Here is a 24,111-nt window from a genome sequence, read left to right on the forward strand (position 1 = left end):
AAACATGAGCTATCTCATCATCGAGCTTGAGACGCAGCTGCTTAAGACCGGAAAGACCAGCGCTGATCTGATTCGGGCGACGGGGCATACTCCGGCGAATATTTCAAAGCTAAGAAACGGAAAAGTAAAAGCTATTCGCCTTAAGACGCTTCTCGAAATCTGTGATGAGCTTGATTGTCAACCGGGAGATATTATTCAGCGCGTGAGCGAGAAAGAGCTTGAGGAGCTTATTGTCGAGCGCGCAAAAAATGTTGTGAGACAGATGCGGGATGGCGGAGGCAACGAGGCGTCGCTTCCGACATCAGTCTTTGCTGTCGATTTGAGTGATGAGTAGCATATAGCGAGCAGCTAAAACGAGATATTGGTGTGATGGGGCCCGTGTCCAGCACGGGCCCCATCTCTATAAATTATCTTGACAAATATAAGTTATCGATAAACAATAACTACAAGAACGAACGATAAAAGAAAGGAGGAACGATATGAGCACATCAGCGATAAAGCTATCAAAGGTGTCAAAGCGCTATGGGAAGCGCCGCGTTTTGCATGACGTTTCCTTCGAGGTGCATCAGTCTGAGCTCTGTGCCCTTGTTGGTGCAAACGGGGCGGGCAAAAGCACGCTTATTAAAATCGTATTGGGCCTCTGTGAGCCATCGTCGGGGAGCGTGGAGCTCTTTGGAGGCAAGTCGAAAAAAGAGCTGAGCCTGATGCGGACGCGTGTCGGCTATGTGCCAGATTCCTGCGGAGCATACCAATCCCTCAGTGCGGCTGAGAATCTTCGGATCCGATGTGCGGAATGGGGGCTCGATGAGAAACGTGAGGTTCCTCGCGTCTTGGGCCTAGTCGGGCTGGACGTCGATGAGAAAAAGAGTGTGAGCAGTTTTTCTCTGGGAATGAAGCGACGACTGGATATAGCTACGGCTTTATTGGGCGACACCGACGTACTAATTTTCGATGAGCCGGCAAATGGATTGGATCCGTTGGGCATCGAGAGTATATGGACCCTTATCGGTCGATTGAATCGGGAGCAGGGCAAAACCATGCTCATCTCTAGCCACGACTTGGATGAGCTGGCATCGGTTGCAACAAGCTGCCTGTTTCTTCATGACGGCGAACTGCTGAAAAAGGAACAGATGGACGTCATAAGGGATGAGGCGTCGTCCCTAAAAGAGTATTACAGGCGCTTGATGAAGGCGGTCTCGCTATGAAGCGGGCGATCCATCCCATAAAGGCAGATATGATGCGTTTGCACAGGATGTTTCCGGCGAAGTTTGGTCTTGCGCTTATGCTGGTGTTCGGCCTTCTCTTCGGTGTCATTCTAAAAAACGGGTCAACGTTGCTAGCCTTTGGCAATAGTGTTTTTGGGGAGGATATTGGTTTCTTCTGGAATGTAATCGATCCTTCTGCACCCGATGAGTCCCTTGTGCGCAGTGCTTTTGCCGGCACCTCTCTGTTCGTTCCACTCATCGTTTGCCTGGTAATTCTACAGGAGCGTGGCTATGAAGAGGGCTGCCGAATTTCTTCGGCAAGAGGTCTTGCCCGCTTTAACGGGGCTCTGGCACATGCACTTTCGTCTGCTTTAATAATCGGCGCAGCGTATAGCGCGCTTTGCCTTCTTCTTTTTGCAATAGCCATAATACGTGGAGGGCATAACTACTCGCACAACATGCTAACTGCATTTTTGCCTGCAATGATAGTCAACGCCGTATTGGTGATATCGGTTGCGCTGGAGACGGTGACCATCTATCGGATTACAGGCAGCGCCGTATTGAGCGGGGCTGCAATAATAATTGGATTTGTCATGAGCCTGACGCTCTACGGAAGCTTCCTTCAGGTGCCTATACCATCCTTGAGATGGATTTTCCTCCTTCCGGGGCCCTACCTTGGAGTCGGATGTGCCCTTGGGTATAGCGATATGGGGCAGCTGACGCTTCTGGGATATGGCGTGGCAGCTGGCTGCCTATCGGTATTGATTTACGCTCTCGTGACCTGTCGTGTCGGAGGTGTGCTCAATGGCTCGTCAGATTAAAAGGTTCCTCCATTCAGAATTGAAGCACGTGAGCAAATGGACATACGCCTTAATCCTGGTAATTTATGCGTGCATGGTGGTATTGCAGCTTAATTCTTTCCCGATGTGGTTCTGTAGCCTCCGTGAGAACAGTTTCTTGGGCTTTTTCCCAGACCCGACGCTTCGGCTGTCAGCGGAGGATGTCCTTCTATTTGGTAATGCAGAGGTTTTTCGCGGTCTGCTGTTCAACGTAGCCCCGTTGGCTCATGCATTGTTCTTTCCGTTCATCGCGGCTTGTATTGTGCCGCGCTTTGTCAGTTCGGGCTTTGTCGAGGAACCGTGGGGACTGTCGGAGGCTCGGGGAGGGAAGCGGGCGTGCGTTACCGTTGCGCGAGCGGTGCTGTCTTCTTTCGCCCTATTGGGCGCGTTTATCCTGTCGAGCGTCGTTTTGTACTGTCTTAACTGCGTATTCGTTTCGGATGCTCAGCAGTATTTCAACCTGCATGTATTTTGCTATCGACTTGTTCTTGCTGCCGCTGCCTGCCTTGCATGCGTGGTTTCTTGCGTAATCGTTGTTTCCTATTTTGGGTCCGGCTTCGGTCCGATTGGCATGCTGTTGCTTGTCAACGTCGTAGCGATCTACATACAGGTCGGGGCCAATTCCATGCTTCCGCTTCCAGCCTCGATGCTCATGTGGATTTGCGGCGTGACCCCGTTGGGGAATGGTCAATGCATCTCGATTTTAATTGACTGCCTCATAAACGTAGCAAGCGTTTTTACCATTTGCTTTACTGTCGACCGATTGCGGTCGAGATTTCTCTGATTGTTTGTGAGGGATAATCATACCGAGCATATCAAATGCAGGGGGGCGGACACCGCGGCTGGTGCCCGCCCCCCCCTGGCATGAAAGGCTTTAGTCTGTGCGGTTCGCGAGCTAGCGGGCCTGCTTTACCTTGGCTGCTGCCTCGACAAACGACTTCCACAGGTTAAAGTCGGTCTCGAGCGTCTGCCAGGTGTACTCGGGATGCCATTGCACGCCCAGGCAGAAAGGCTGGCCTTCGACTTCGATGCACTCGGGAACGCCGTCGGTTGCCTTGGCGACCAAGCGCGTGCTTTTGCCCAGACGATCGACGCAGCAGTGATGTGCCGAGTTGGTCTGGATCAGCCTGTGCCCGCCAACCGCGCGCTCCAGCAGCGAGCCCGGCATGACCTCGACGGGATGCACGGGGTCGTTGAGCACGTGGGTATGGCGCCACTGCGTGCGGCCCTCGCGAGCGCCCAGGCTCGGCACGTCCATGCACAGGGTGCCGCCAGTGGCGACATTGAGTAACTGCGTGCCGCGGCAGGTGGTAAAGAGCGGCTTTTTGGCGCGAAGTACCTCGTTAACCAGCTTAAACTCAAAGCTATCGCGGATCTCGCAGCAGAGGGTGGGGTCGTAGGGTCGATCATCGCCCCAACGTTTGGGGTTGACATCGGGGCCGCCGGGAATGGCGATGCCGTCGGCGATATCGACGTAATGACGGATGACCTCAATGTCCTCGGTAATGGACATCTGCAGCGGCAGGCCGCCGGCGGCAAGGATGGCATCGACAAAGACACTTGCGATTTCCTCGTTGGGGGAGAGCGTTTCGCTTAAAAACGGCTTCGCCTCTTCCCAGCGCGGCGCGACGAGGATGAGCGGGCGGTCGGCGGGATCGACGTCGACGTGCGGGGTGTAGGACGATGAGGTGCGGGTTCCGATCATGGTTGCGGCTTTCGAATCCGGGTGGACATGGCACAGGGGTGGCGCGGGGCAAACGTTACTGATGAATTTGCCCGCGTGGCAATGGGGTTAGTGGCCCTTGATGGAGTTGAGGAAGTCTTGGGCGCGCTTGGTCTGGGGATGGTCGAAGAACTCGTCGGGCGTGCCGGTCTCTACGATCTGGCCGTCGGCCATAAAGACGACGCGATCAGCCACGCGGCGGGCAAAGTTCATCTCGTGCGTAATGACGATCATCGTCATGCCCTGCTGGGCCAGGCGAACCATGACCTCGAGCACCTCATTGATCATCTCGGGGTCCAGCGCACTCGTGGGCTCGTCAAAAAGCATAGCCTTGGGCTGCATGGCGAGCGAACGGGCGATGGCCACGCGCTGCTGTTGGCCGCCCGAAAGCTGTGCGGGCACCTTGTCGGCCTGCTCGGCCACGCCCACGCGGCTCAGCAGGTCCATGGCGCGCTCGCGGGCTTCATCCTTGGAGACGCCCAGCACGTCGACCGGTCCCAGCATGACGTTCTGCAGCACGGTCATATGTGCGAACAGGTTGAACTGTTGAAACACCATGCCCAGCTCGGCACGCATGCGGGCGAGGTCCTTGCCTTCCTGCGGCAGGGGCTCGCCCTCAATGAGGATCTCGCCCGAGTCGATGGTCTCCAGGCGGTTGATGGTGCGGCACATGGTCGACTTGCCCGAACCCGAGGGGCCGATCACGACGACGACCTCGCCGCGGTCGACCGAGAGATTGATGTCGTTGAGGACGTGCAGATCGCCATAGTGCTTATCGACGTGCCTGAGCTTGATCAACGGCTGGTTGCCGGTAGAAGAAGTGCTCTGTGCCATGGTGCTCGGCTCCTTATGACTCGAAATGGTAACTCGTTAGCGGATGATGGTCGCGCCGGTCTTGTGCGAGACGTAGACAGCGGCCTTGTTGATCGCGACATTGATGAGGATATAGATGACCGCGATCACCAGATAGACCGACACGAGCGCGTCGTAGTTGGTAATGAGCACGCGGGCATTTTGCATCAGGTCGGGGTAGCTCACCACGTAGGCGACGGTGGTGTCTTTGACTACGACCACGAGCTGCGAAATCAACGACGGAATGATAAATCGGATAGCCTGCGGCAACACGATTTTAAAGGTGATTTTAGCCTTGGAGAGACCGAGTGCCTGGGCGGCCTCGACCTGACCGCGCGGCACGGCGTTGACGCCGGCACGGAAGATCTCGGCCAGTACGCCGGCCGCAGCGAGCGCGACGGGAAGCGTGAGCATCCAAAACGACGGCAGTGCGATCTTGTACTGGGGCAGCACCAAAAAGAAGAAGTAGATGAACAGAAGGCTCGGCACGCCACGGAAGAAATCGGTGAGCACGCGGCAGACCAGCTGCAACGGCTTGATGCCGCTCGTGCGGCCGAGCATAAGGGCTAAGCCCAGTACCAGCGCAATGACGCCGGCGGTGAGTGCGACTTTAACGGTGCCCTCAAAACCGGCAAGCAGGAACTTCCAGGTGGTGAGGTGCGTAAAGAAGTACCAGTAATGGACCGAAAGCTGGCCGGTCACGTAAAAGCGCTGCAGTACCAGAGCGATGAGCGCGGCCACGGCAACAAGTGAGATGGCGGTGCCGACGCGAATCTTGGCACGCATCTTGGGGCCGGGAGCCTCGTAGAGCGCATCGCGCATGGTAAGTGCAGGGGAGGAATGTTTGCTCATCGGAGGATCCTCACCTTCTTATCGATATAGTTGCCAATGTGGCTCACCACAAAGGCCGTGCCCAGGTAGCCGAGTGCCGAGATAAAGAACGCGGCGACGCCGCCGAGCGAGCGCGTGTTGATGTAGCTCACCACGCCGGTGAGCTCCTGCGGCTTAAGCGGTACCTGACTGCCGAGCGCGGTGGTGAGCATGACGGCGATAAAGAGGTTGGTCATGGGCAGCACGCTCGAGCGCAGCGCCTGCGGAATCACGATCTTGGCGAGGATACGGCTGAAGCTCATGCCCAGCGAGCGGGCGGCTTCCACTTGGCCGACACCGACGGTGTTGATGCCGCTCATAAAGTTCTCGGAGCCAAAGGCAGAACCCAAGAGCACTGTGGCGACGATGACGCAGGTGCGGTAGGGCAGGACGACCTTGAGCGGCGGCAGCGCATAGACGACGATGATGAGTAGCGCGATGCCGGGGATGTTACGGAAGACCTGGACATACAGGTCGCCAAAGACGCGCAGCGGCTTGAGCGGCGACACGCGCATCACGGTGACAGCGACGGCCAGCACCATGGCGATGGCAAACGACTCAAGCGTCATGCCCCAGGTTGCTAGCAGCGCGTCAATGTAGTTCTGGCCATAGAGCGACCAGAGCTCGGAGAGACTCATGCGGACCTCCCGCCGATAAGGAAAGGGGCTCCCGTGTGTACGGAAGCCCCGACAACTCAGTAAGGAAACAGTTTAGCGCAATAAAGCGCACCGTGCGTTTCCGTATGGTTTCGTTGCGGCCGTTACTAGGCGCGTTGCCTAGGCGCCGATCTCGGGCAGCTCGGGAACATTGGTGTCACCCGTGCGGTCACCGATGCAGATCTGCCACAGCTCGGTCCAGGTGCCGTCGTCCTCAATCTTCTTAAGGAAGTCGTTGACAAAGGCGACGCCGTCGGAATCGAGCGGCAGGCCGATGCCATAGGGCTCCTTGCTGCCGAAGGGCTTGCCAGCAATCTTGTACTTACCGGGCTCGCGGACCAGGGCGCTCTGCTGCATGTTGTTGTCGATGACGTAGGCGTCAACGCGACCCTGCTGGAGTGCCTGGCGGGCCTCCTCGTCGGTCTTGAACTCCTGCTGGCTGGCCTTGGGAGCGAGCTCCTCCAGGATGGCGGGGCCGTTGGAGCCGGACTGGACGGCGACGTTCTTGTCGGCCAGGTCGTCGACGCTCTTGATGTCGTCGTTGTCGGCGAGCACCAGGATGGCCTGCTGGGTGTAGTAGTAGGGACCGGCAAAGGAGACGAGCTTTTTGCGCTCATCGGTGATGGTGTAGGTGGCAAAGACGGCGTCGACCTGGCCGTTCTGCAGGACGGACTCACGCGTGTCAGAGGTCACCTGGGTGATCTCGACCTTGTTCTCGCCCAGAATGTAGTTGGACAGGAGCTGTGCGATACCGGCGTCGAAGCCGCGGGTCTGACCGTCCTTCTCGTTGAGGAGGGAGAAGAGCGTGGAGGTCTGGACGCCACCGATCGTAAAGACGCCGGCATCCTTGACGGCCGTAGCCCAGGTGCTGGCGGCGATGGCGTCGTCATCGGCCTTGGGGCCGTCGTTGACGAGCTTGTCGAATGCCTTGGCGTCGAGCGTGGCGGAAACCTCGGTATCCTCGGAGCTCTTGGAGGAACCGGCGGAACCCTTGTCGGCCTCGGTACTGGTGTCGGAGCAGCCGGCAAGACCAAGGCCGGCGACGGTTGCGAAGGTGGCGGCGACGAAGCCGCGGCGGTCGAGAACGACCTGCTGGGAGAGGTTCTTGCTCATGGTAGAACACCTTTCTCAATAAAATCCCTAGCGGTTGAGTAGAGTTATACCCTATCGCGCTCAAATGGGTCAACACGAAATAACTCAGAAACATACTTACCTTATGGGTTATTGTACCTGCCAAAAAGGGACAGGCACCTTTGTGGTGGTTCTTGCAGATGTGGTGGCCTGTCTCGCTGCTTTGTCTCAATCTGTAACAGGTAGACGGCCAAAAGGTCTCTATCTGTTACAGATCGAGACAAAGGTTTGGGACTAAGACGTCTTATCTAGATCTGTAACAGTTAGACGGGAATTCGGGCCCTAGATGTTACAGATTGAGATAATCGCGCCGCGAAAATAAAAACCTCCGCAGGGGTGCTTCCCTTGCGGAGGTTTTTTACTCGTTAAGTAGCCTTACGGCTTCGGCGGCCATGTTCTCGGCCGTCATGCCGTTCTGAGCGAGCAGCTCGTTGGGGTCGTAGCGGTCGGGGAAGCCCTTGGCGATGCCGAAGGTGCGCGTGCGCAACGGCGTGCATGCCAGATAACATGCCACGCGCTCGCCCCAGCCGCCGTCCAAGATGCCGTCTTCGAGGGTGACGACAACGCGATGCTTGGCGGCAAGGCTGTCGAGGAACTCGCGGTCGAGCTCGGTTGCAAAGCGCGGGTTGACGAGTGTGGCCTCGATACCGTACTCGGCGGCCAAGCGGTTTGTCACGCGCTCGCCCAGCTCAAAGAAATCGCCAAGCGCGAGCACGGCCACGTCGCGTCCCTGGCGTACCACGTTGTAGCGAACGACGCTATAGTCGGTGTCTTCGGCGGGCGCAAGATCGGGGCGGCTTACCAAGCCAATGCCCGGCACGCGAATCGCCACGGGATGCTCGCGGTGGTCGAGCGACCAGCTCAGCATGGACAGGTATTCCTCCATGCAGGCAGGTGCAAGGTAGTGCATGTTGGGAAGTCCGCCCAGCATGGAAATATCAAAGAACGAGAGGTGCGTCTCGGACGTGGTGCCAAAGATCGACGCGCCAAACACCAAGATGGTTGCGGGGGCGTCGTTGAGGCACAGGTCGTGCCACAGTTCGTCGTAGGCGCGCTGCAAAAACGTGCCGTACACACCAAAGACTGGCTTGGCGCCCGAGCGCGCAAGCGCGGTGGCAAAGGTTACGGCATGCTCCTCGGCAATGCCCACATCGACGAACTGTTTGCCGGCGGCAGCGCGAAGCTCGGGTGTAAAGCCCATGATGTAGGGCGTGGCGGCCGTGATGCCAACGACCTGCGGATTGCGCTCGATGGCGGCGCTGAGCGCCTCGCCCGTAATGTCGGCATAGGTGCGCGGCGCAGGCTCGCTCGGATGGCCCGGGCAGAGCTTGCGTCCAGTTGCCATGTCAAACGGACCCACGTGATGCCAGCGCTCGGGGTCGTTCTGGGCTGGCTCAAAGCCCTTGCCCTTGGCGGTGGAGACGTGCAGCACGATGGGATGATCGATATCGCGCAGCTCCTGCAGCGTGTCGACCAGGGCCAACACATCGTTACCGGCGTCCAGATAGCGGTAGTCGAGCCCCATCGCGCGGAAAACGTTACGCTCACAGGTGCCGTTGCTGGCGCGCAGCTCGGCCAGATTGCGATAGAGGCCACCGTGGTTCTCGGCGATGGACTGATCGTTATCGTTGACGATGATGATCAGGTTGCTATCGAGCTCGGCGGCATTGTTAAAGCCCTCAAACGCCAGGCCGCCCGAAAGCGAGCCGTCGCCAATGATAGTGATGACGTTGTACGCATCGCCCGCCAGGTCGCGAGCGTGCGCCAGGCCGCAGCCCAGGCTCACCGACGTGGAGGTGTGACCCATGGCGAACAGGTCGTGCTCGGACTCGTCAGGATTGGCAAAGCCAGAAGCCTCACCATAACGCTCCGGATCGATATAGGTGTACGCGCGCCCGGTCAGCGCCTTGTGGGCATAGGTCTGGTGCGAAACATCAAAGACAATCTTGTCGATGGGGGAGTTAAACACGCGATGAAGCGCAACCGTGAGCTCAACGACGCCCAGATTGGGGGCAACGTGTCCGCCGACAGCGGCGGAGCTTTCGAGGATGGCGTGGCGGATCTCGCCGCAGAGCAGCGGAAGCTCGGCGCGATCGAGAGCCTTGACGTCCTCGGGCGTTGTCGTTTGCGTAAGCAGCATCGTTGTGGGTTACTCCATGCGAATCGTGCGCCGGCACTCCCTCGGCCGGCACAATTGCACAAGACAGTCTCGCACATTTTGGCGTTTGATATGTGACGGCGGCGCGGTAATTCGCCAACTGGCGGGGCAAAACGTTTTGTCCGATGCCATACTGATATGTTCCATGATGTTTTTATCGATTGTGCACAGGCCGTGGCTTGTCGCCGGGAGTTGCTGGAAGGAGACAGCATGTCTGATGCCGTTCGTGCCGAGAAAATCGCGCACGAGGTCGACTATGCCGCCCGTCAGCTGGCCCAGGCGGGCCGCTTGGACCTGACGCACGAGTTTATCCAGCATGGCGACGTGACGGTGTATGCGCATGTGATTTCGGTGGCGCGGGCGAGCCTGTCCTTTGCCGAGTGCTTGGGCCGTGCTGGCATTTCGGTCGACCGTGCCTCGCTGTTGCGCGGGGCCCTGCTGCACGATTACTTTCTCTATGATTGGCACGACCCCGATCCGAGCCATCGACTGCACGGATTTCGGCATCCATTTTTTGCCCTGGCGCGTGCCGAGGAAGATTTTGAGCTGACGCCGCGCGAGCGGAATATCATCGTGCGCCATATGTTTCCGCTGGTACCGGTTCCACCGACGTGTCGCGAGGCATGGATTGTGTGCCTGGCCGATAAATGGTGCGCTCTGTGCGAGACAGTCGCCGGCCGTCTGCCGCGCAAAGGCGGCGCGAACGATTTGAACGAGGGCACGAGTGACGGTTCGAGCAAAGATTCGAGCGAGAAGAGGAGAGGGTAGACGGTGGAAACCGCGATCGACATGGCATTTGACGGCGCGACGCTTGCCGCCTGTCCGCTCTCGGCGCTGATGCTCTCGTTTGCCTTCTACGGTTTTTGCGGCTGGGTGTGGGAGTCGACAGTCTGCGCCATGCTCAACCACGGACGCTTTGCCAACAGCGGTTTTTTGCTGGGGCCGTGTTGTCCTATCTATGGTGTGGGCGGCATAGCCTGCTGGCTTTTGCTGCGCGGGATTCCGGATGCCTCGAGCCAGTTTGTTGCCGCGGCGCTCGTATGCAGCGTGATTGAGTACGGCGTAGGCGTTTTGTTGGAAAAAACAACAGGTGCGCGCTTTTGGGATTACTCGCACCTGCCGTTTAACCTGCACGGACGCATCTGCCTGTACTGGGCCTGCGCGTTTGGCTTGGGCGCGTTGTGCATTTGCCGTTTAGTGGAGCCGGCATTGCTGGGGTTGCTTGGCCATCTGCCGGTGCTGATTGTGCGGTTGTCCGCCTTTATCGTCGCGGTCGCGATGATGGTTGACGCGGTGTGCTCGTTGGCGAGCTGGCGGCGTCTGTCCGATCAGCTGGAGCGCGTGCGCGCCGACCTTGCCGACCGCATCAACGAGTCGCTTGCCGATGCCTCGGAATCAATGCTCGAGCGCATTCCCGAATCGACGATTGACTCGGTGACACAGACGCACATCCGCAGCCGTGCCGTTAACGCGTGGCTGGCCGAGCTGGGTGACGCCGCGCTCGATGCCCTGCGCGAGAAGGCTTCGATGCCGACGTTTATCGCGGATGGTGCTCGCGGCCTGGCACTCGCTGCCCGCCGCGTGGCCGATGCCGCGCCGAGCATGCCGCGTCCGTCACTCAGTCGTCGCCTTGCCGGCAAGCGCATGAGCCGTCCGGTGCCGAGCGTGTCGCTCAGCCGCCGCGACCTACGCTTCTTTAACGCCTTCCCGCGTCTGCGCATCAATCGCTACGAGGGCGTCATCCGAGCTACCGACCTCCGCGACCGAGCCCGCGAGCTGTTCCGGCGCTAGCCGGGGCGGGCACGCTCGCGGCCCCCTTGCTCGCGTATTTCCCGTTCGTTTCGCGCCCGTTGCAGCGCCGTTTCCAAGATTGCGGCACCGTTTCCATTCGACAACGCAGCGTTTAACAGCGCCGTATCTGGTCTACACCAGTTGCCCCTCGGCCGCATGATGGGCGCCGACAACGTCCATGCGACCAAGGGGGAGCGAATGTACGATACGGGATCGACAACGTTTATGCTCATCTGCACCATGTTCGTGTTTTTAATGACACCGGGCCTGGCGTTTTTCTATGGCGGCCTGTCCAGGCGCAAAAATGTCATCAACACCATGCTTATGTGCTTTGGCGCCATTGGCCTGGTCGGCGTGCTGTGGATTGTTGCCGGCTGGTCGCTGGCCTATGGCGGCGACAGTTCCAGCCCGTTTATTGGAGGCCTTGACCAACTGCTGTGCCTGCCGGTGCTCAACCAAGTGCTGCAGGCGGCCGAGGGCAACGCCGCGGACGGTGCCGTCTACCCTCAAATTATCAACATCGCCTTCCAGATGGCGTTTGCCATGATCACGGCTGCTATCGTTACGGGCAGCCTGGCCGGCCGCGTTAAGTTTGGTGCCATGACGGCCTTCCTGGGCATTTGGCTGCTTGTGGTCTATGCGCCGCTCGCCCACATGGTTTGGGGCGGCGATGGCTCCTTTATCGGCGACATTATCGGCGCGCTCGACTTTGCCGGTGGCGACGTGGTGCACATTTCGTCCGGTCTTACCGGCCTGGTCCTCTGCTTAATGCTCGGCCGTCGTCGCGGTTTTGGCATGGTGAGCTATCGTCCGCATAACGTGCCGTTTGTGGCGTTGGGAGCCGGTCTGCTTTGGTTTGGCTGGTTTGGCTTTAACGGCGGCAGCGAGTTTAAGGCCGACGCCGTGGCGGCACTCGCCATCCTCAACACCGCGACGGCCAGCGCGGCGGGCATGGTCTCGTGGCTTGCCGTCGAGCGCGTGCACACCGGCCGCCCCACGCTGGTGGGTGCCAGCACCGGTCTGGTCGCGGGCCTTGTGGTGGTCACGCCGGGCGCGGGCTTTGTCGAGCCGTGGGCGGCGCTGGTTATGGGCCTGATCGTGTCTCCCGTCTGCTACTTGGCCATCAGCCATCTTAAGACCAAGTTCGGCTACGACGACGCGCTCGACGCGTTTGGCTGCCACGGCATTGGCGGCATCTTGGGTGGCGTGCTCACGGGTCTGTTTTGCGTGCCGGAGCTCTCGTGGACCGGTAAGGGTGGCCTGTTCTACACGGGCGACGTGTCGCTGCTCATCTCGCAGATCCTGGGTATTGTGGTGACGGTCGCCATTGTGTTGGTGCTCGACTTGGTGATCGCCGCGGTGGTCAAGGCGCTGTTCCACGGCAGCCTGCGCGTGGACGAGGCAGACGAGGCGCTGGGCTTGGATGCGAGTCAGCACGGCGAGAGCGCTTATCCTTCGTTCTCCGGACTCGATTAGCAGCTTCCCCAAGCACCGCACCTTGCCGTTCAATCGTCGCTCACGTACTTAAGTACGCTTCGCTCCTCTTTCACGGCAATCTGCGGCACTTGGGAAACCTGCTAAGACCAGTCAGTTGAACTTTTTGATTTCTGAGGTTGGTTTGCGGCACCTGGGAAACCCGCGTCTCATGTAAAGGGATACGTTGATTATTGAGAGGAATTCACTATGAAAAAAATCACGGCTATCGTGCGCCAGGAAAAGCTTGAGGTTCTTAAAGATGCGCTGTTTGCTGCTGATGTTCGCGGTATGACTATCAACCAGGTGCAGGGCTGCGGCGCGCAGCATGGCTGGAAGGAATACGTACGCGGCAACGAGTTGCTTGTCAACACGATCCCTAAGGTGCAGTTCACCCTTATCTGCGCCGACGAGCATGTCGACGGCATTGTCGAGATTATCTGCAACGCTGCTCGCACCGGTGCCGTTGGAGACGGCAAGATTTGGGTCGAGCCGGTCGAGGAGGTTATCCGCATTCGCACCGGCGAACACGGCCCCGCCGCGGTGTAGGATCGACCGCCTGCCATCCGCAACGTTAAAATGCTGCAATGAGGCACAAGACTTGCGTTGCGGATGGGCGGATTATGGGTCGCAATAAATATCCCGAGGAGACGGTCGCGAAGATTCTCGACGCGGCACTGGAGCTATTCTGCACACAGGGTTATGAGGGGACGAGCATTCAAGATATCGTCGACCGTCTCGATGGCATGACCAAGGGCGCTGTCTATCATCACTTCAAGAGCAAAGAAGAGATTTTCAACGCCGCGTTTGATCGGGCGATGACTCCGATTGTTGAGCAACGTCGCTCAACGCTTGGTATCGGCAATATGACCGGAGCCCAAAAGCTCAAGCGACTGTACGCGCCCGAGTCTGTCGTTCCACAAATTGAGCTATGGGCACGCATGCATCCTGCGGCAGATCCGGTAAAAAGCTCGCGTCTACTGGCGATGCAGTACCAGGGCTCGTTCGACGAGTCGGCCGATGGCTATCTCTTGCCAGTGATCGAGGAGGGCATCGACGATGGCTCCATTGCGTGCGAATGCCCGCGCGAAGCGGCTGAGGCCGTATCGTTGTTGGCGAATCTTTGGCTGCTGCCGCTGTTCCGTCCGCTCGAGACCAAGGATCGAATGCTCGCTCGCGCTCAATGTTTGGCGCAGATGGCTGCCGCGGTGGGACTCGATTTGGGCGAGGAAGTGCTTCAGACAACGGCGCAGATTTGGGACGTATGGGACCGCGCCGGGTGGTAATATAGATACCAACGGTATGTAATAGATTTGAACGGGCAGCTCCGGCTGCCCTTTTCAAGTCGATAAATACATACTATCGGTATGTATAGGGAGCGAACTTATGGCTGGGCTGAGAGACGTCAGCGTCTTGTTGGAACCAAAAATGGTGCGGTCAATCAGGCTCGCGGAACTTCTGGTTGCGCAGCTGTGCACGTATTCGATGCTGTCGGCGCTGTGCTTTGCGTATCCGCTTTACTTGTTCGATTGCAGTGGATCGTCAACGTTATATGGCGCCGTCGCGGCGATAGCGTTCATACCAGGTGTGCTCGTGACTCCGGTTGGCGGAATCTTGGCGGATCGGGGAAGACAGCGCGAGGTCCTCGTGGCCCTCGGTATTGCTCTGATGGCTGCATCGCTGCTGTCTATCCCCATGAGGCGCTCATTGCCTCTTGCGGTCGTCGTAGTAGCGATACTTTGTGTTCAATATGGCGTTCAATCGCTGCTAAAGCCAATGCTCCAAATTGAGACGGTGCGCATGGCGGGTGAAGAGAAGGTTGAGCGGGCCACTGCATTGGTTTCGCAGTCGACTATGGTGAGCAATATCTTGGGTCCTGTGGTCGGGACGGCAGTCTATGGGTGCTTTGGCATCGATATTCTTTGCGCGATCGCGGCGGTGGCGTTTGCGATGTCAACTCTGCTGTTTAGAGGCGCACTCAAGCAAAATGCCTCATCTGAAACGATGGGGGACAGCGCGACTCGTACGACATGCCGAAACGATTTTCGGGAGTCGATTCGGTATCTGTTGCAAAGTGTATCATTGGCCGCTGTGATTTTGCTTGCGGCAGTTTTGAACCTTGCGTTGGTTGGGCTAACGATTGGCGCTCCCATTATTATTACAAAGCATCTCGGCATGCAATCGTCCTGCGTTGGGGTAGTTGAGGTTGCGATGGGCTTGGGTGGTCTTGCCGGCAGTGGCTTGGTCGGCATTTGGCCGCATCGTTTTTCTTTCAATGGCATATGTCGATATGTTGCGATGATCTGTTTTGGAGTCGCACCGATCATTGTTACGCTGCTGTTCGGCGCAGATGCATGCGTGTTCACCGTGTTTGCGGTTGGCTCGGCATGGGTCATGGTGTGGGCAGCCATTGCGTCGGTTGAAATCATCGCGTTTGTTCAGCGGGCAGCGCCGACTGAGCTCTGCGGAAAAGTGCTTTCGGTCGTTTACACGGTCCTTTCCTGCGCAACGCCTATTGGCCAATTGGTTTACGGGCTCGCATACGATCGATGGACTCCGGCGATTGTATTCGCAGGCATGCTGGCGGTGCTGACGTTGACGACGGCGCTGTTTTATCGGCTGAAAAGTCGCTTGTGGCGATTGTCTTAACGCGCTGGGGCACCGTGAATTTGTGGAGGCGGTGGTACGCCGCGCCGGGACGGCATTGTTTGGGCACGCCTCTCCTTCGTCTACAATATCGTGCAGACGAAGGAGAGGCATGCCCATGATCAAGATGTTTGCGAGTGACTTAGACGGAACGCTGCTGAACGCCCTGCACGAGGCGGACGGAACCATTCGCCGTGCCATTCGCGAGCTGACCGAGGCCGGCCTGCATGTGGTTCCCGCGACCGGACGCTCGACGCTGCCGATCGGCGAGCATGGCTTTACGGGCCTGGCGCTTGACGCCTGCTGCTCCAATGGATCCATCGTGCGCGACAGCCATGGCGAGGTGCTCAAGACTTGGACCATCGATCCGCAGGTCACTGAGGAACTGCTCAAGGCGTTCCCGGACATTTGCTTTGATTGTTCCACGCCCGATGGCATGTACTCGAGCGGTTCGTTCGAGATGCATCAGGCGGGCTTTAAAAAGGACAGCCCCATCAAGCGTATTGTGATGCGCGGCATGCGTGCGCGCGGTGGGTATCACGAGGAGCAGTATTTCGACCAGTCGATCGGTGACATCCTGCGCCACGATGTATGCAAGATCAATTGTCGCGTGACCTCGCCCGAGCTGGAGCGTGACCTTAAGGCCTATCTTGCCGAACGCTCGGACCATGTGGTCAACGCGCCGTTCGATCCGGTGATGTTCGAGATCACGGACGTGGCGTGCAACAAGGGCGAGAGTGTGGCCTGGCTGGCGGGCTACTACGGTATTGCCGAGGACGAGGTCGCGGTCTACGGCGACGGCGGCAACGACATCGCCATGCTCAAGCGTTTCCGCCACAGCTATGCGACCAAAAACGCTAGCGATGCAGCTAAGGCTGCTGCGAGCGCAACTATCGGCAGCTGCATGGTCCACGCCGTCCCCAAACACATGCTCGCCACCATGCATAAGCAGAGCTCCCGCACCATCATTGAATAATGTGACAAAGGAACTGCCCCTTCGTCGCATCCCAAATATTGCCTTTACGTGTTGATGCACACGGTGTGCAATAATACTCGCACTGTGCAATAGCGCACAGGCTGAGTAACAAGGAGGACGCTTGTCCCAGCTCGAGAAATGTGATCGCCGGTCCCTTCGCTCGCAGCGTGCCCTTCGCCAGGCACTTGCTAGCGAGCTTGCCGAAAGCGGCGACCTTTCGCGCATTAATGTCGCGTCGCTCACCGAGCGCGCTGGCCTTACGCGTCGCACGTTCTATTCGCACTACCGCGATATTCCCGACTTTATCAATCAAATCGAGGACGGCTTGCTGGCCGAGATCCGTGAGCGCATTGAGCTCATCACCGCAGCTCAGCTGCCTGATCTCTATCACAACATCGATGAGCTCGAGCCGGCGCCCGGTTCGGTTGAGCTGCTGCGTTATCTTGCGGCCAACCGCGACTTAATTGGTGCGCTGCTGGGTCCGGGCGGCGACCAGGCCTTCATTAAAAGGATCATCGACACCGCGCGTGAGGCTGTGGTGCCGCGTGCGCAGACGGGCATTTTGGGCCTGGCGCTGGGCACGTTCTTTGACTACTACGTCACCTACGTCGTGAGTGCCGAGGTCGGCCTGATTCAGCGCTGGTTTGAGCGTGGGCTCACCGAATCACCCGAGGCCATGGCGCGCATTATGACGGTGCTCGCTTTTGTGCGCCCTGGTGACCTGTATGGCCAACCCATCGATATCAACGTGCCGGAATACGGCATGAAGCTATTGAACTTGCAGCTCGAGGACGCGGCCGACACCGCCGCAACCGTCGAGTCCAACAACTAAGAGGAGAGACAATGAGCAAGCTCGTCGAGGGCATTAAGGACCGCATGGTCGCTGCCGCACGCGAGGCCGCGCCCACCGTGATGGACGCCGCGCAGAAGGCCGCGACCGCGGCTGCCGAGAAAGTTGCCGAGGCAGTTGCCGATGCCAAGAACGCGGCAGGGGAGACGTCCGTCGCTGGCGAGCCCGCTACCGCCACTGAGCCCGTAGCCGCCGCCCACGCCCCCGAAGGCGCGATCTTCAACCCCGAGAACGCTCGTGGCAACCTGCACCTGGGCATCGACGTGGGCTCCACCACCGTCAAGCTCGCCGTGCTCAACGACGACAACCAGATCGTGTACGCCAAGTACCAGCGCCATCATACCGATGTCCGTGCCTGCGCCCGCGACCTGTTCGAGGGTGCTGCGACCGTGCTGCCGACGGCCCAAATGACCTGCGCCATTACCGGCTCGGGCGGTCTGCTGCTGTCCCAGTGGCTCGAGCTGGAGTTTGTCCAGGAGGTCATCGCCAGCAAACGCGCCGTCGAGACCCTCATCCCGGCCACCGACGTCGCCATCGAGCTGGGCGGCGAGGACGCCAAGATCATCTACTTCGATAACGGCATCGAGCAGCGCATGAACGGTACCTGCGCCGGCGGTACGGGCGCGTTCATCGACCAGATGGCAACCCTGCTGCACACCGACGCGAGCGGCCTCAACGAGCTCGCGGCCAACGCGACTACCATCTATCCCATCGCCAGTCGCTGCGGCGTATTTGCCAAGACCGACGTGCAACCGCTGCTCAACGAGGGTGCCCGTCCCGAGGATGTGGCCGCCTCCATCTTCCAGGCCGTCGTGACCCAGACCATCTCGGGTCTGGCGTGCGGTCGCCCCATCCGCGGCAACGTCGCCTTCCTGGGCGGCCCGCTGCAGTACCTCTCCGAGCTGCGCCACCGCTTCTACCTCACGCTCAACCTGGACGAGGAGCACCGCATTGTGCCCCAAAACGCCCACCTGTTTGTGGCAAGCGGCGCCGCCATGACGCACGAGTCCAACAAGCTCAGCACGTTCCCGCAGCTCATTGAGGCCATCGATGCCCTGGGTGACACACAGGGTGCCGAGGTCGAGCGCCTGGACCCGCTCTTTGCCACCGACGAGGACTTTGCCGAGTTCAAGGGTCGCCACGACCAGGAAGTCGTCCCCAAGGGCAAGCTCGACGGCTACACCGGCCGCGTGTTCATCGGTATCGACGCCGGCTCTACCACCATGAAAGCCGCGCTCGTGGGCGAGGATGGCCAGCTGCTGCACACCTGGTACGGCAACAACAACGGCGACATCCTGGGCACGGCCAAGGTCATCATGGCCGATTTCTACAATCACATCCCCGCCGGCTGCACCATCGGCCACGTGACCACCACGGGTTACGGCGAGGCGCTGCTCATCGAGGCCCTCAAGGCTGACTCCGGCGAGATCGAGACCGTCGCGCACCTGCGCGGCGCCAAGGCATTCCTGCCCGGCGTCGAGTTTATCCTGGACATCGGCGGCCAGGACATGAAGTGCTTGCGCGTCAAGGACGGCGTGATTGAACACATCATGCTCAACGAGGCTTGCTCGTCGGGCTGCGGCAGCTTTATCGAGAGTTTCGCCGTGTCTATGAACATGGACGTGCGCGCGTTTGCCGATGCCGCCATCCATGCCAAGGCCCCGGTCGATTTGGGCAGCCGCTGCACGGTCTTTATGAACTCGCGCGTCAAGCAGGCGCAAAAGGAAGGCGCCACGGTGGGTGACATCGCGGCCGGCCTGTCCTATTCCGTCATCAAGAATGCCCTGTTCAAGGTCATTAAGCTGCGCGACCCCAAGGAGATCGGCAGCCAGGTGATCGTTCAGGGTGGCACCTTTATGTCCGATGCCACGCTGCGCGCGTTTGAGCAGCTCACCGGCGTTCATGCCGTGCGTCCCGACATCGCCGGCTGCATGGGCGCCTATGGCGCTGCTTTGCTCGCCCGCGATCGCGCCGGCGCCGACGGCACTTCGACCATCCTTTCTGCCGAGGACATCGCGCACCTCACCGTGACGCAAAAACACGTCCGCTGCGGCCGTTGCTCCAACAACTGCCAGCTCACCGTCAACGACTTTGGTGGCGGTAGGCGCTTCATTACCGGTAACCGCTGCGAGAAGGGTGCCGGCCACAAAAAGCAAAAGACCGAGGCCCCCAACCTCTTCAAAAAGAAAAACGAGTTGCTGTTTAACCGCGAGGTTCTGAGCCCCGACGAGGCCCCGCGCGGCACCGTCGGCATCCCGCGCGCGCTCAACATGTACGAGAACTACCCCTTCTGGCACGCGTTCTTTACGCGCCTGGGCTTTAGCGTGCAGCTGTCCGACCAGTCGAGCAAGAAGACCTACCAGGCGGGTATCGAGTCCATGCCGTCCGAGAGCGTGTGCTATCCGGCCAAGATGAGCCACGGCCACGTAATGAACCTTATCGACCGCGACGTCGACTTCATCTGGATGCCGTGCGTGCGCTGGGAGCGCAAAGAGGACCCGACGGCCGGTAACTGCTATAACTGCCCCATCGTCATGAGCTACCCCACGGCGTTGGCACTCAACATCGACGAGATCCGCGAGCAGAACATCGAGTTCCTGTATCCGTTTGTGCCCTATCACGACAAGACCGAGCTCAAGCGCCGTCTGTATCAGGTACTCGCCGTCGACCGCGTGGCCGATGCCGAGGCTGGTCGCGGTCGCGTGCGTGGACCCAAGATCACGCGCTCCGAGGTCGACGCCGCTGTCAACGCTGCCTTTGAGGCCGATGCGCGCTTCCACGAGGACATCCAGACCATGGGTGAGGAGGCCCTTAAGTGGGTCGAGGACCACGGTGGCCATGGTATTGTGCTCGCCGGCCGTCCTTACCACAACGACCCCGAGATCAACCACGCCCTGCCCGAGCTTATCTCGAGCTTTGGCTTTGCGGTCTTTACCGAGGATTCGCTTGCGCACCTGGTGAAGCCCGAGCGCCCGATTCGCGTCGTCGACCAGTGGATGTACCACAGCCGCCTGTACGCCGTCGCCCGTTTTGTGACGATGCGCAACGACCTGGATCTGATCCAGCTCAATTCGTTCGGCTGCGGTCTGGATGCTCTGACCACCGACCAGGTGCAGGAAATCCTGGAGGCCAGCGGCAAGATCTACACCGTGCTCAAGATCGACGAGGTGTCCAACCTGGGCGCCGCGCGCATCCGCATCCGCTCGCTCATGGCGGCGCTCAAGGACCAGGAGGCCGAGCGCTTGGCCGAGGCCACGGCTGCGGGCGAGGTCTTTGAGCAGGGCGATGCCGCGCCGGTGGCGCCCTCCACGGATGCCCCCGCGTTCGCAAGCCGTAAGTACACTTTCGTGGCGCAGCGCGAGAGTGCTTCGACCGCGTGGCCCAAGGTGCCCTTTACCGAGCAGATGCGCGACGAGGGCTACACCATCCTGTGCCCGCAGATGGCGCCGATTCACTTTGACCTGGTCAAAGAGGTGTTCCGCGGTGCCGGCTACAACTTGGAGCTGCTGCCCTCGACCGATCACGACGCCGTCGAGGCCGGCCTGCGCTACGTGAACAACGACATCTGCTATCCGTCGATCCTGGTGACGGGCCAGATCATGGAGGCCATCGAGAGCGGTCGGTACGACCTGTCCAAGACGGCCGTGGTTATCAGCCAGACTGGCGGCGGCTGCCGTGCCACCAACTACATCGCGCTCATCCGCAAGGCCCTGCGCGAGAGCGGCCACCCCGAGATCCCGGTGATCTCGCTTTCGGCCGTGGCACTCGGCGAGGACAACCCCGGCTTTAAGATTACGCCGGCGCTGCTTAAGCAGGCCGTGTACGCGGTGCTCTTTGGTGACGTGATGATGCAGATGCTCTACCGCTGCCGCCCGTACGAGGCCACGCCCGGTGCCGCCAACGCGCTCTACGAGGAGTACATGGCGCGTGCCCGCAAGCTGGCGCCCAAGTTTAACCGTCACAACTACACCAAGTTGTGCCGCGAGGCCATCCGCGCGTTCGACACCATGCCGCTCGTGGGCGAGGGCACCAAGCCGCGCGTGGGCGTGGTCGGTGAGATCTTGGTCAAGTTCCATCCCACGGCCAACAACCATGTGGTCGACGTGATCGAGCGCGAGGGCTGCGAGGCCGTGGTACCGGGCCTGCTCGACTTCTTCCTGTACTCCATGAGCAACGCCGAGCTGCAGAAAGACGAGCTGGGAAGTTCTGCCACTACGCGCGCGGGCATGCAAGCGCTTATTAAGCTCGTGGACTGGATGCGTACGCCGGTGGAGGAGCTGCTCGAAAAGTCCGAGCGCTTTGAAGTACCCGAGCGCATCGGCACCATGGCGGACAAGGCCCGCACGGTGCTTTCGGTGTGCAACAACATGGGCGAGGGCTGGTTGCTCACGGCCGAGATGCTCGACCTGATTGATCACGGCGCGCCCAACATCATCTGCACGCAGCCCTTCGCGTGCCTGCCCAACCACGTGGTGGGCAAGGCCGTGATCAAGGAGCTGCGCCGCCAGCACCCCGAGAGCAACATCGTCGCGGTGGACTACGACCCCGGCGCGTCCGAGGTCAACCAGCTCAACCGCATTAAGCTCATGATCAGCGTGGCCAAGGAAAACATGCGCGCCGGCAAGGGCTTTAAGCTCGAGAAGGTGGCGCCGCTCGCGATGGACGAGGTTACCGGCCAGATGCGTGCCCACGATGGCTGCGTGAGCTGCGGGCCGGCCAGCGAGGAGGCCGTTGCATCGGTCGCCAAGCGTCTGGGACGTGGCATTAAGAAGTAACTGGCCTGCTTTGTGCTGGATATGAGACAAACGGGTGGCAGCCGTGCCGGCTGCCACCCGTTTTTGCTGGACATATGTTGCGTAAACGCCCCAACTATCACCCTTTGCGAACTTAGGTTTCGGAAGTATGCGGCAAAATCTGAATAGGCCGAGCACACTTGGCATGCCCAAGCTCTGTACCTGCGGTTTTATTTACGGAAAACGGGGGTGTGCTCGGGAGTTTCAAAATTTGCCGCATACTTCCGAAAACGACGTTTCGGTGGCACCAAAAATCACCCTCGGATCCTGAGATAATGAACATATGTAGCCGTTTGCCGCGAAATACCGTCCGTTTATAGAACCCACCCCCAGTGCGTGCCATCCTTACGGTTGAATAAATACACATCTATGGAATTACGTATGAGAGGACCGTTTCCATGAGCTACAAGACCGTTTGTGTCGCCGGTGGCGGCGTGTTGGGAAGCCAGATTGCCTTTCAGGCTGCCTACTGCGGCTTTGATGTAACGATTTGGCTGCGCAGCGAGGGCAGCATCGGCCGCACCCAGCCCAAGATCGATCATGTGCGCAAGGAGTACATCGCGGCTATCGAGGGCATGGCGGACGGTACGGGCGAGTGGTGCGCCGGTATCGCCGATAGCGACCAGCCTTTCGACAAGGAGGCGGCACTCGCAGCCGTTGAACGTGCCTACTCAACACTCAAGCTGGAGCTCGATCTTGCCAAGGCCGTGGCCGACGCCGACCTGGTCATCGAGTCTATGGCCGAGGACACCCAGGCAAAGATCGACTTCTACAAGAAGCTCGCCCCGGTGCTGCCGCAAAAGACCGTCATCGTTACCAACTCTTCCACGCTGCTGCCGAGCACCTTTGCCAAGTACACCGGCCGCCCCGAGAAGTACTTGTCGCTGCACTTTGCCAACTCCATCTGGAAGAACAACATGACCGAGGTCATGGCGCAGGACCAGACCGACAAACGCTACTTCGACGAGCTCGTCGACTTTGCCAACGACATCCGCATGCTGGCGCTGCCCGTCAACAAGGAAAAGAACGGCTACCTGCTCAATTCCATGCTGGTGCCGTGGCTGCTTTCGGGCCTTGACCTGTATGTCTCGGGCGTGAGCGATCCCAAGAGCATCGACCTCGCGTGGACGCGTGGCACCGGTGCCCCCAAGGGTCCGTTTCGCGTATTCGACACGGTGGGAATCCAGACGGCCTACAACATCGTCATGCAGTATCAGAAGGTGCCGGGCTTGGTGAGCCCGCTGCTCAAAAAGATGATGATGCCCTACAACTTTAAGGCCATGGCCTCCGTCCTCAAGAAAATGCTCGACGAAGGTAAGCTGGGCGAAAGCTCGGGCGAGGGTTTCTTTACGTACTAAAAATGATCTCTTGGGGGTGGAAGCGTTGGGGATCTACGGTAGTATGCGACAAGATCTGAATAGGTCGAGCAAGAGCTGTAGTGCGCGTTGACGTTTGGCCAATGGGGCGCAAAAACGCACCGTTCGCCGATACGCCTCTCGCGAGTGGTTGCCATATGGTTTGATGTTGGAAACATATAATTGCCGGCAGGCCGTAGGTGGCGTTTGCGCTGATATCGGAGGTTCCAAGTATGTTTCGTGCTCCGCTAAACAAGTACCGGGCTGGCTAACATGAGCCGCCGTTTTGTCTCGATAACCCTTGCGGTGGTTTGCCTGGCTGTGCTCCTGGGCGTTGCAGGGCAGTTTGCTATAAATCGAGAAACATCCTATATGCAGGAATGCGTTTCCGAAGGCTTTGCCATTGATGGTTACTATCGGGATGACAAAACAAGTCTGGAAACTCTGGCCTTTCTTGAGGAGGATAACCATCGGTGGCAACTGGTCGGCAAGGGCGGCAACTGCGTTGATGGACAGTTCGAGCGTATGGACGACCCCAACATTCTGGTGTTAAAGAATGAAAACGGCGAAAAATTCGGTACGGTACACGTGGCGTATATTTCGCGCCGACGCGATCAGGGTTGGCTCTACCTGTTTAGAGATACCAAGGTGACCCGTTTTAATCTGGCGAGCGCCGATCCGGCGTTTATAGTGGAGTCTGGCGATGTCGATGTGGAAAGTTGATTCACGGCAATAAATCAGCGAGCGGAGCGCGGCCACGGACCGCGTCCCGCTATTTGCTCGTGGCCCGCGT

At 59.3% G+C, this 24,111-nt stretch carries 21 protein-coding genes; 15 read left to right on the forward strand and 6 right to left on the reverse strand.

Annotated features, from left to right (window positions below):
* The first annotated feature begins 4 nt into the window (after nucleotides 1–4).
* The 4 genes from DXD39_RS01035 (at nucleotide 5) to DXD39_RS01050 (ending at nucleotide 2,828) form a co-directional block, all read left to right on the forward strand.
* Nucleotides 5–334 (forward strand): helix-turn-helix transcriptional regulator, encoded by a 330-nt coding sequence (locus DXD39_RS01035; RefSeq protein ID WP_117802874.1) that lies wholly within the window; start codon nucleotides 5–7, stop codon nucleotides 332–334.
* A 145-nt stretch (nucleotides 335–479) separates the two neighbouring features.
* Entirely contained in the window at nucleotides 480–1,205 is a 726-nt protein-coding gene (locus tag DXD39_RS01040) for an ABC transporter ATP-binding protein (protein WP_117802875.1), read from the forward strand.
* Nucleotides 1,202–2,026, forward strand: a complete 825-nt coding sequence (locus DXD39_RS01045) for a hypothetical protein (RefSeq protein ID WP_117802876.1) — start codon at nucleotides 1,202–1,204, stop codon at nucleotides 2,024–2,026. Before DXD39_RS01040 ends, DXD39_RS01045 begins: the two co-directional genes overlap by 4 nt.
* On the forward strand, nucleotides 2,010–2,828 hold the full coding sequence (locus DXD39_RS01050; RefSeq protein WP_117802877.1) for a hypothetical protein: 819 nt from the start codon (nucleotides 2,010–2,012) through the stop codon (nucleotides 2,826–2,828). The genes DXD39_RS01045 and DXD39_RS01050 overlap by 17 nt, the downstream gene beginning before the upstream one ends.
* Nucleotides 2,829–2,939: 111 nt before the next feature.
* Here DXD39_RS01050 and DXD39_RS01055 read toward each other — a convergent pair whose 3' ends face one another.
* From DXD39_RS01055 to DXD39_RS01080, 6 genes are all read right to left on the reverse strand, one after another.
* Nucleotides 2,940–3,749, reverse strand: coding sequence for a gamma-glutamyl-gamma-aminobutyrate hydrolase family protein (locus DXD39_RS01055; protein ID WP_117802878.1), 810 nt, complete (start codon nucleotides 3,747–3,749; stop codon nucleotides 2,940–2,942).
* 87 nt (nucleotides 3,750–3,836) lie between these two features.
* Nucleotides 3,837–4,601, reverse strand: a complete 765-nt coding sequence (locus DXD39_RS01060) for an amino acid ABC transporter ATP-binding protein (RefSeq protein WP_117802879.1) — start codon at nucleotides 4,599–4,601, stop codon at nucleotides 3,837–3,839.
* Nucleotides 4,602–4,637: 36 nt separating this feature from the next.
* Nucleotides 4,638–5,471, reverse strand: a complete 834-nt coding sequence (locus DXD39_RS01065) for an amino acid ABC transporter permease (protein ID WP_117802880.1) — start codon at nucleotides 5,469–5,471, stop codon at nucleotides 4,638–4,640.
* Nucleotides 5,468–6,127, reverse strand: coding sequence for an amino acid ABC transporter permease (locus DXD39_RS01070; protein WP_022094657.1), 660 nt, complete (start codon nucleotides 6,125–6,127; stop codon nucleotides 5,468–5,470). Before DXD39_RS01070 ends, DXD39_RS01065 begins: the two co-directional genes overlap by 4 nt.
* 138 nt (nucleotides 6,128–6,265) lie before the next feature.
* Nucleotides 6,266–7,258 carry a glutamate ABC transporter substrate-binding protein gene (locus DXD39_RS01075; RefSeq protein ID WP_117802881.1) on the reverse strand — a complete coding sequence of 331 codons (993 nt, stop codon included), beginning with the start codon at nucleotides 7,256–7,258 and terminating at the stop codon, nucleotides 6,266–6,268.
* Between the two features lie 376 nt (nucleotides 7,259–7,634).
* Nucleotides 7,635–9,416 carry a 1-deoxy-D-xylulose-5-phosphate synthase gene (locus tag DXD39_RS01080; protein WP_117802882.1) on the reverse strand — a complete coding sequence of 594 codons (1,782 nt, stop codon included), beginning with the start codon at nucleotides 9,414–9,416 and terminating at the stop codon, nucleotides 7,635–7,637.
* 228 nt (nucleotides 9,417–9,644) lie between these two features.
* Between DXD39_RS01080 and DXD39_RS01085 the strand changes: the two genes are divergently transcribed.
* The 11 genes from DXD39_RS01085 to DXD39_RS01135 all read left to right on the forward strand — a co-directional run bounded on the left by DXD39_RS01085 (nucleotide 9,645) and on the right by DXD39_RS01135 (nucleotide 24,041).
* Nucleotides 9,645–10,202 (forward strand): HD domain-containing protein, encoded by a 558-nt coding sequence (locus DXD39_RS01085; protein ID WP_117802883.1) that lies wholly within the window; start codon nucleotides 9,645–9,647, stop codon nucleotides 10,200–10,202.
* A gap of 3 nt (nucleotides 10,203–10,205) precedes the next feature.
* A complete protein-coding gene (locus DXD39_RS01090) occupies nucleotides 10,206–11,225 on the forward strand; it encodes a putative ABC transporter permease (protein WP_233541070.1) in 1,020 nt (339 codons plus the stop codon).
* Nucleotides 11,226–11,423: 198 nt separating this feature from the next.
* The gene (locus DXD39_RS01095) at nucleotides 11,424–12,701 is read left to right on the forward strand and encodes an ammonium transporter (RefSeq protein WP_117802884.1); all 1,278 of its coding nucleotides are present in this window, start codon (nucleotides 11,424–11,426) and stop codon (nucleotides 12,699–12,701) included.
* Nucleotides 12,702–12,908: 207 nt separating this feature from the next.
* On the forward strand, nucleotides 12,909–13,247 hold the full coding sequence (locus tag DXD39_RS01100; protein ID WP_089572298.1) for a P-II family nitrogen regulator: 339 nt from the start codon (nucleotides 12,909–12,911) through the stop codon (nucleotides 13,245–13,247).
* A 74-nt stretch (nucleotides 13,248–13,321) separates the two neighbouring features.
* Entirely contained in the window at nucleotides 13,322–13,984 is a 663-nt protein-coding gene (locus tag DXD39_RS01105; protein WP_158565381.1) for a TetR/AcrR family transcriptional regulator, read from the forward strand.
* Nucleotides 13,985–14,084: 100 nt separating this feature from the next.
* Nucleotides 14,085–15,347, forward strand: a complete 1,263-nt coding sequence (locus DXD39_RS01110; protein WP_117802886.1) for an MFS transporter — start codon at nucleotides 14,085–14,087, stop codon at nucleotides 15,345–15,347.
* 115 nt (nucleotides 15,348–15,462) lie between these two features.
* On the forward strand, nucleotides 15,463–16,320 hold the full coding sequence (locus DXD39_RS01115; protein WP_117637662.1) for an HAD-IIB family hydrolase: 858 nt from the start codon (nucleotides 15,463–15,465) through the stop codon (nucleotides 16,318–16,320).
* A 121-nt stretch (nucleotides 16,321–16,441) separates the two neighbouring features.
* On the forward strand, nucleotides 16,442–17,152 hold the full coding sequence (locus DXD39_RS01120; RefSeq protein ID WP_117785895.1) for a TetR/AcrR family transcriptional regulator: 711 nt from the start codon (nucleotides 16,442–16,444) through the stop codon (nucleotides 17,150–17,152).
* An 11-nt stretch (nucleotides 17,153–17,163) separates the two neighbouring features.
* Complete coding sequence (locus DXD39_RS01125; RefSeq protein WP_117802887.1) at nucleotides 17,164–21,945, forward strand: 2-hydroxyacyl-CoA dehydratase; 4,782 nt, start codon at nucleotides 17,164–17,166, stop codon at nucleotides 21,943–21,945.
* A gap of 416 nt (nucleotides 21,946–22,361) precedes the next feature.
* Nucleotides 22,362–23,321, forward strand: coding sequence for a 3-hydroxyacyl-CoA dehydrogenase (locus DXD39_RS01130; protein ID WP_117802888.1), 960 nt, complete (start codon nucleotides 22,362–22,364; stop codon nucleotides 23,319–23,321).
* A 270-nt stretch (nucleotides 23,322–23,591) separates the two neighbouring features.
* Nucleotides 23,592–24,041 (forward strand): hypothetical protein, encoded by a 450-nt coding sequence (locus DXD39_RS01135; protein WP_147347855.1) that lies wholly within the window; start codon nucleotides 23,592–23,594, stop codon nucleotides 24,039–24,041.
* Nucleotides 24,042–24,111: the final 70 nt, after the last annotated feature.

Source organism: Collinsella sp. TM04-29 (assembly GCF_003466565.1).
In the GTDB taxonomy this organism is placed as follows: domain Bacteria; phylum Actinomycetota; class Coriobacteriia; order Coriobacteriales; family Coriobacteriaceae; genus Collinsella.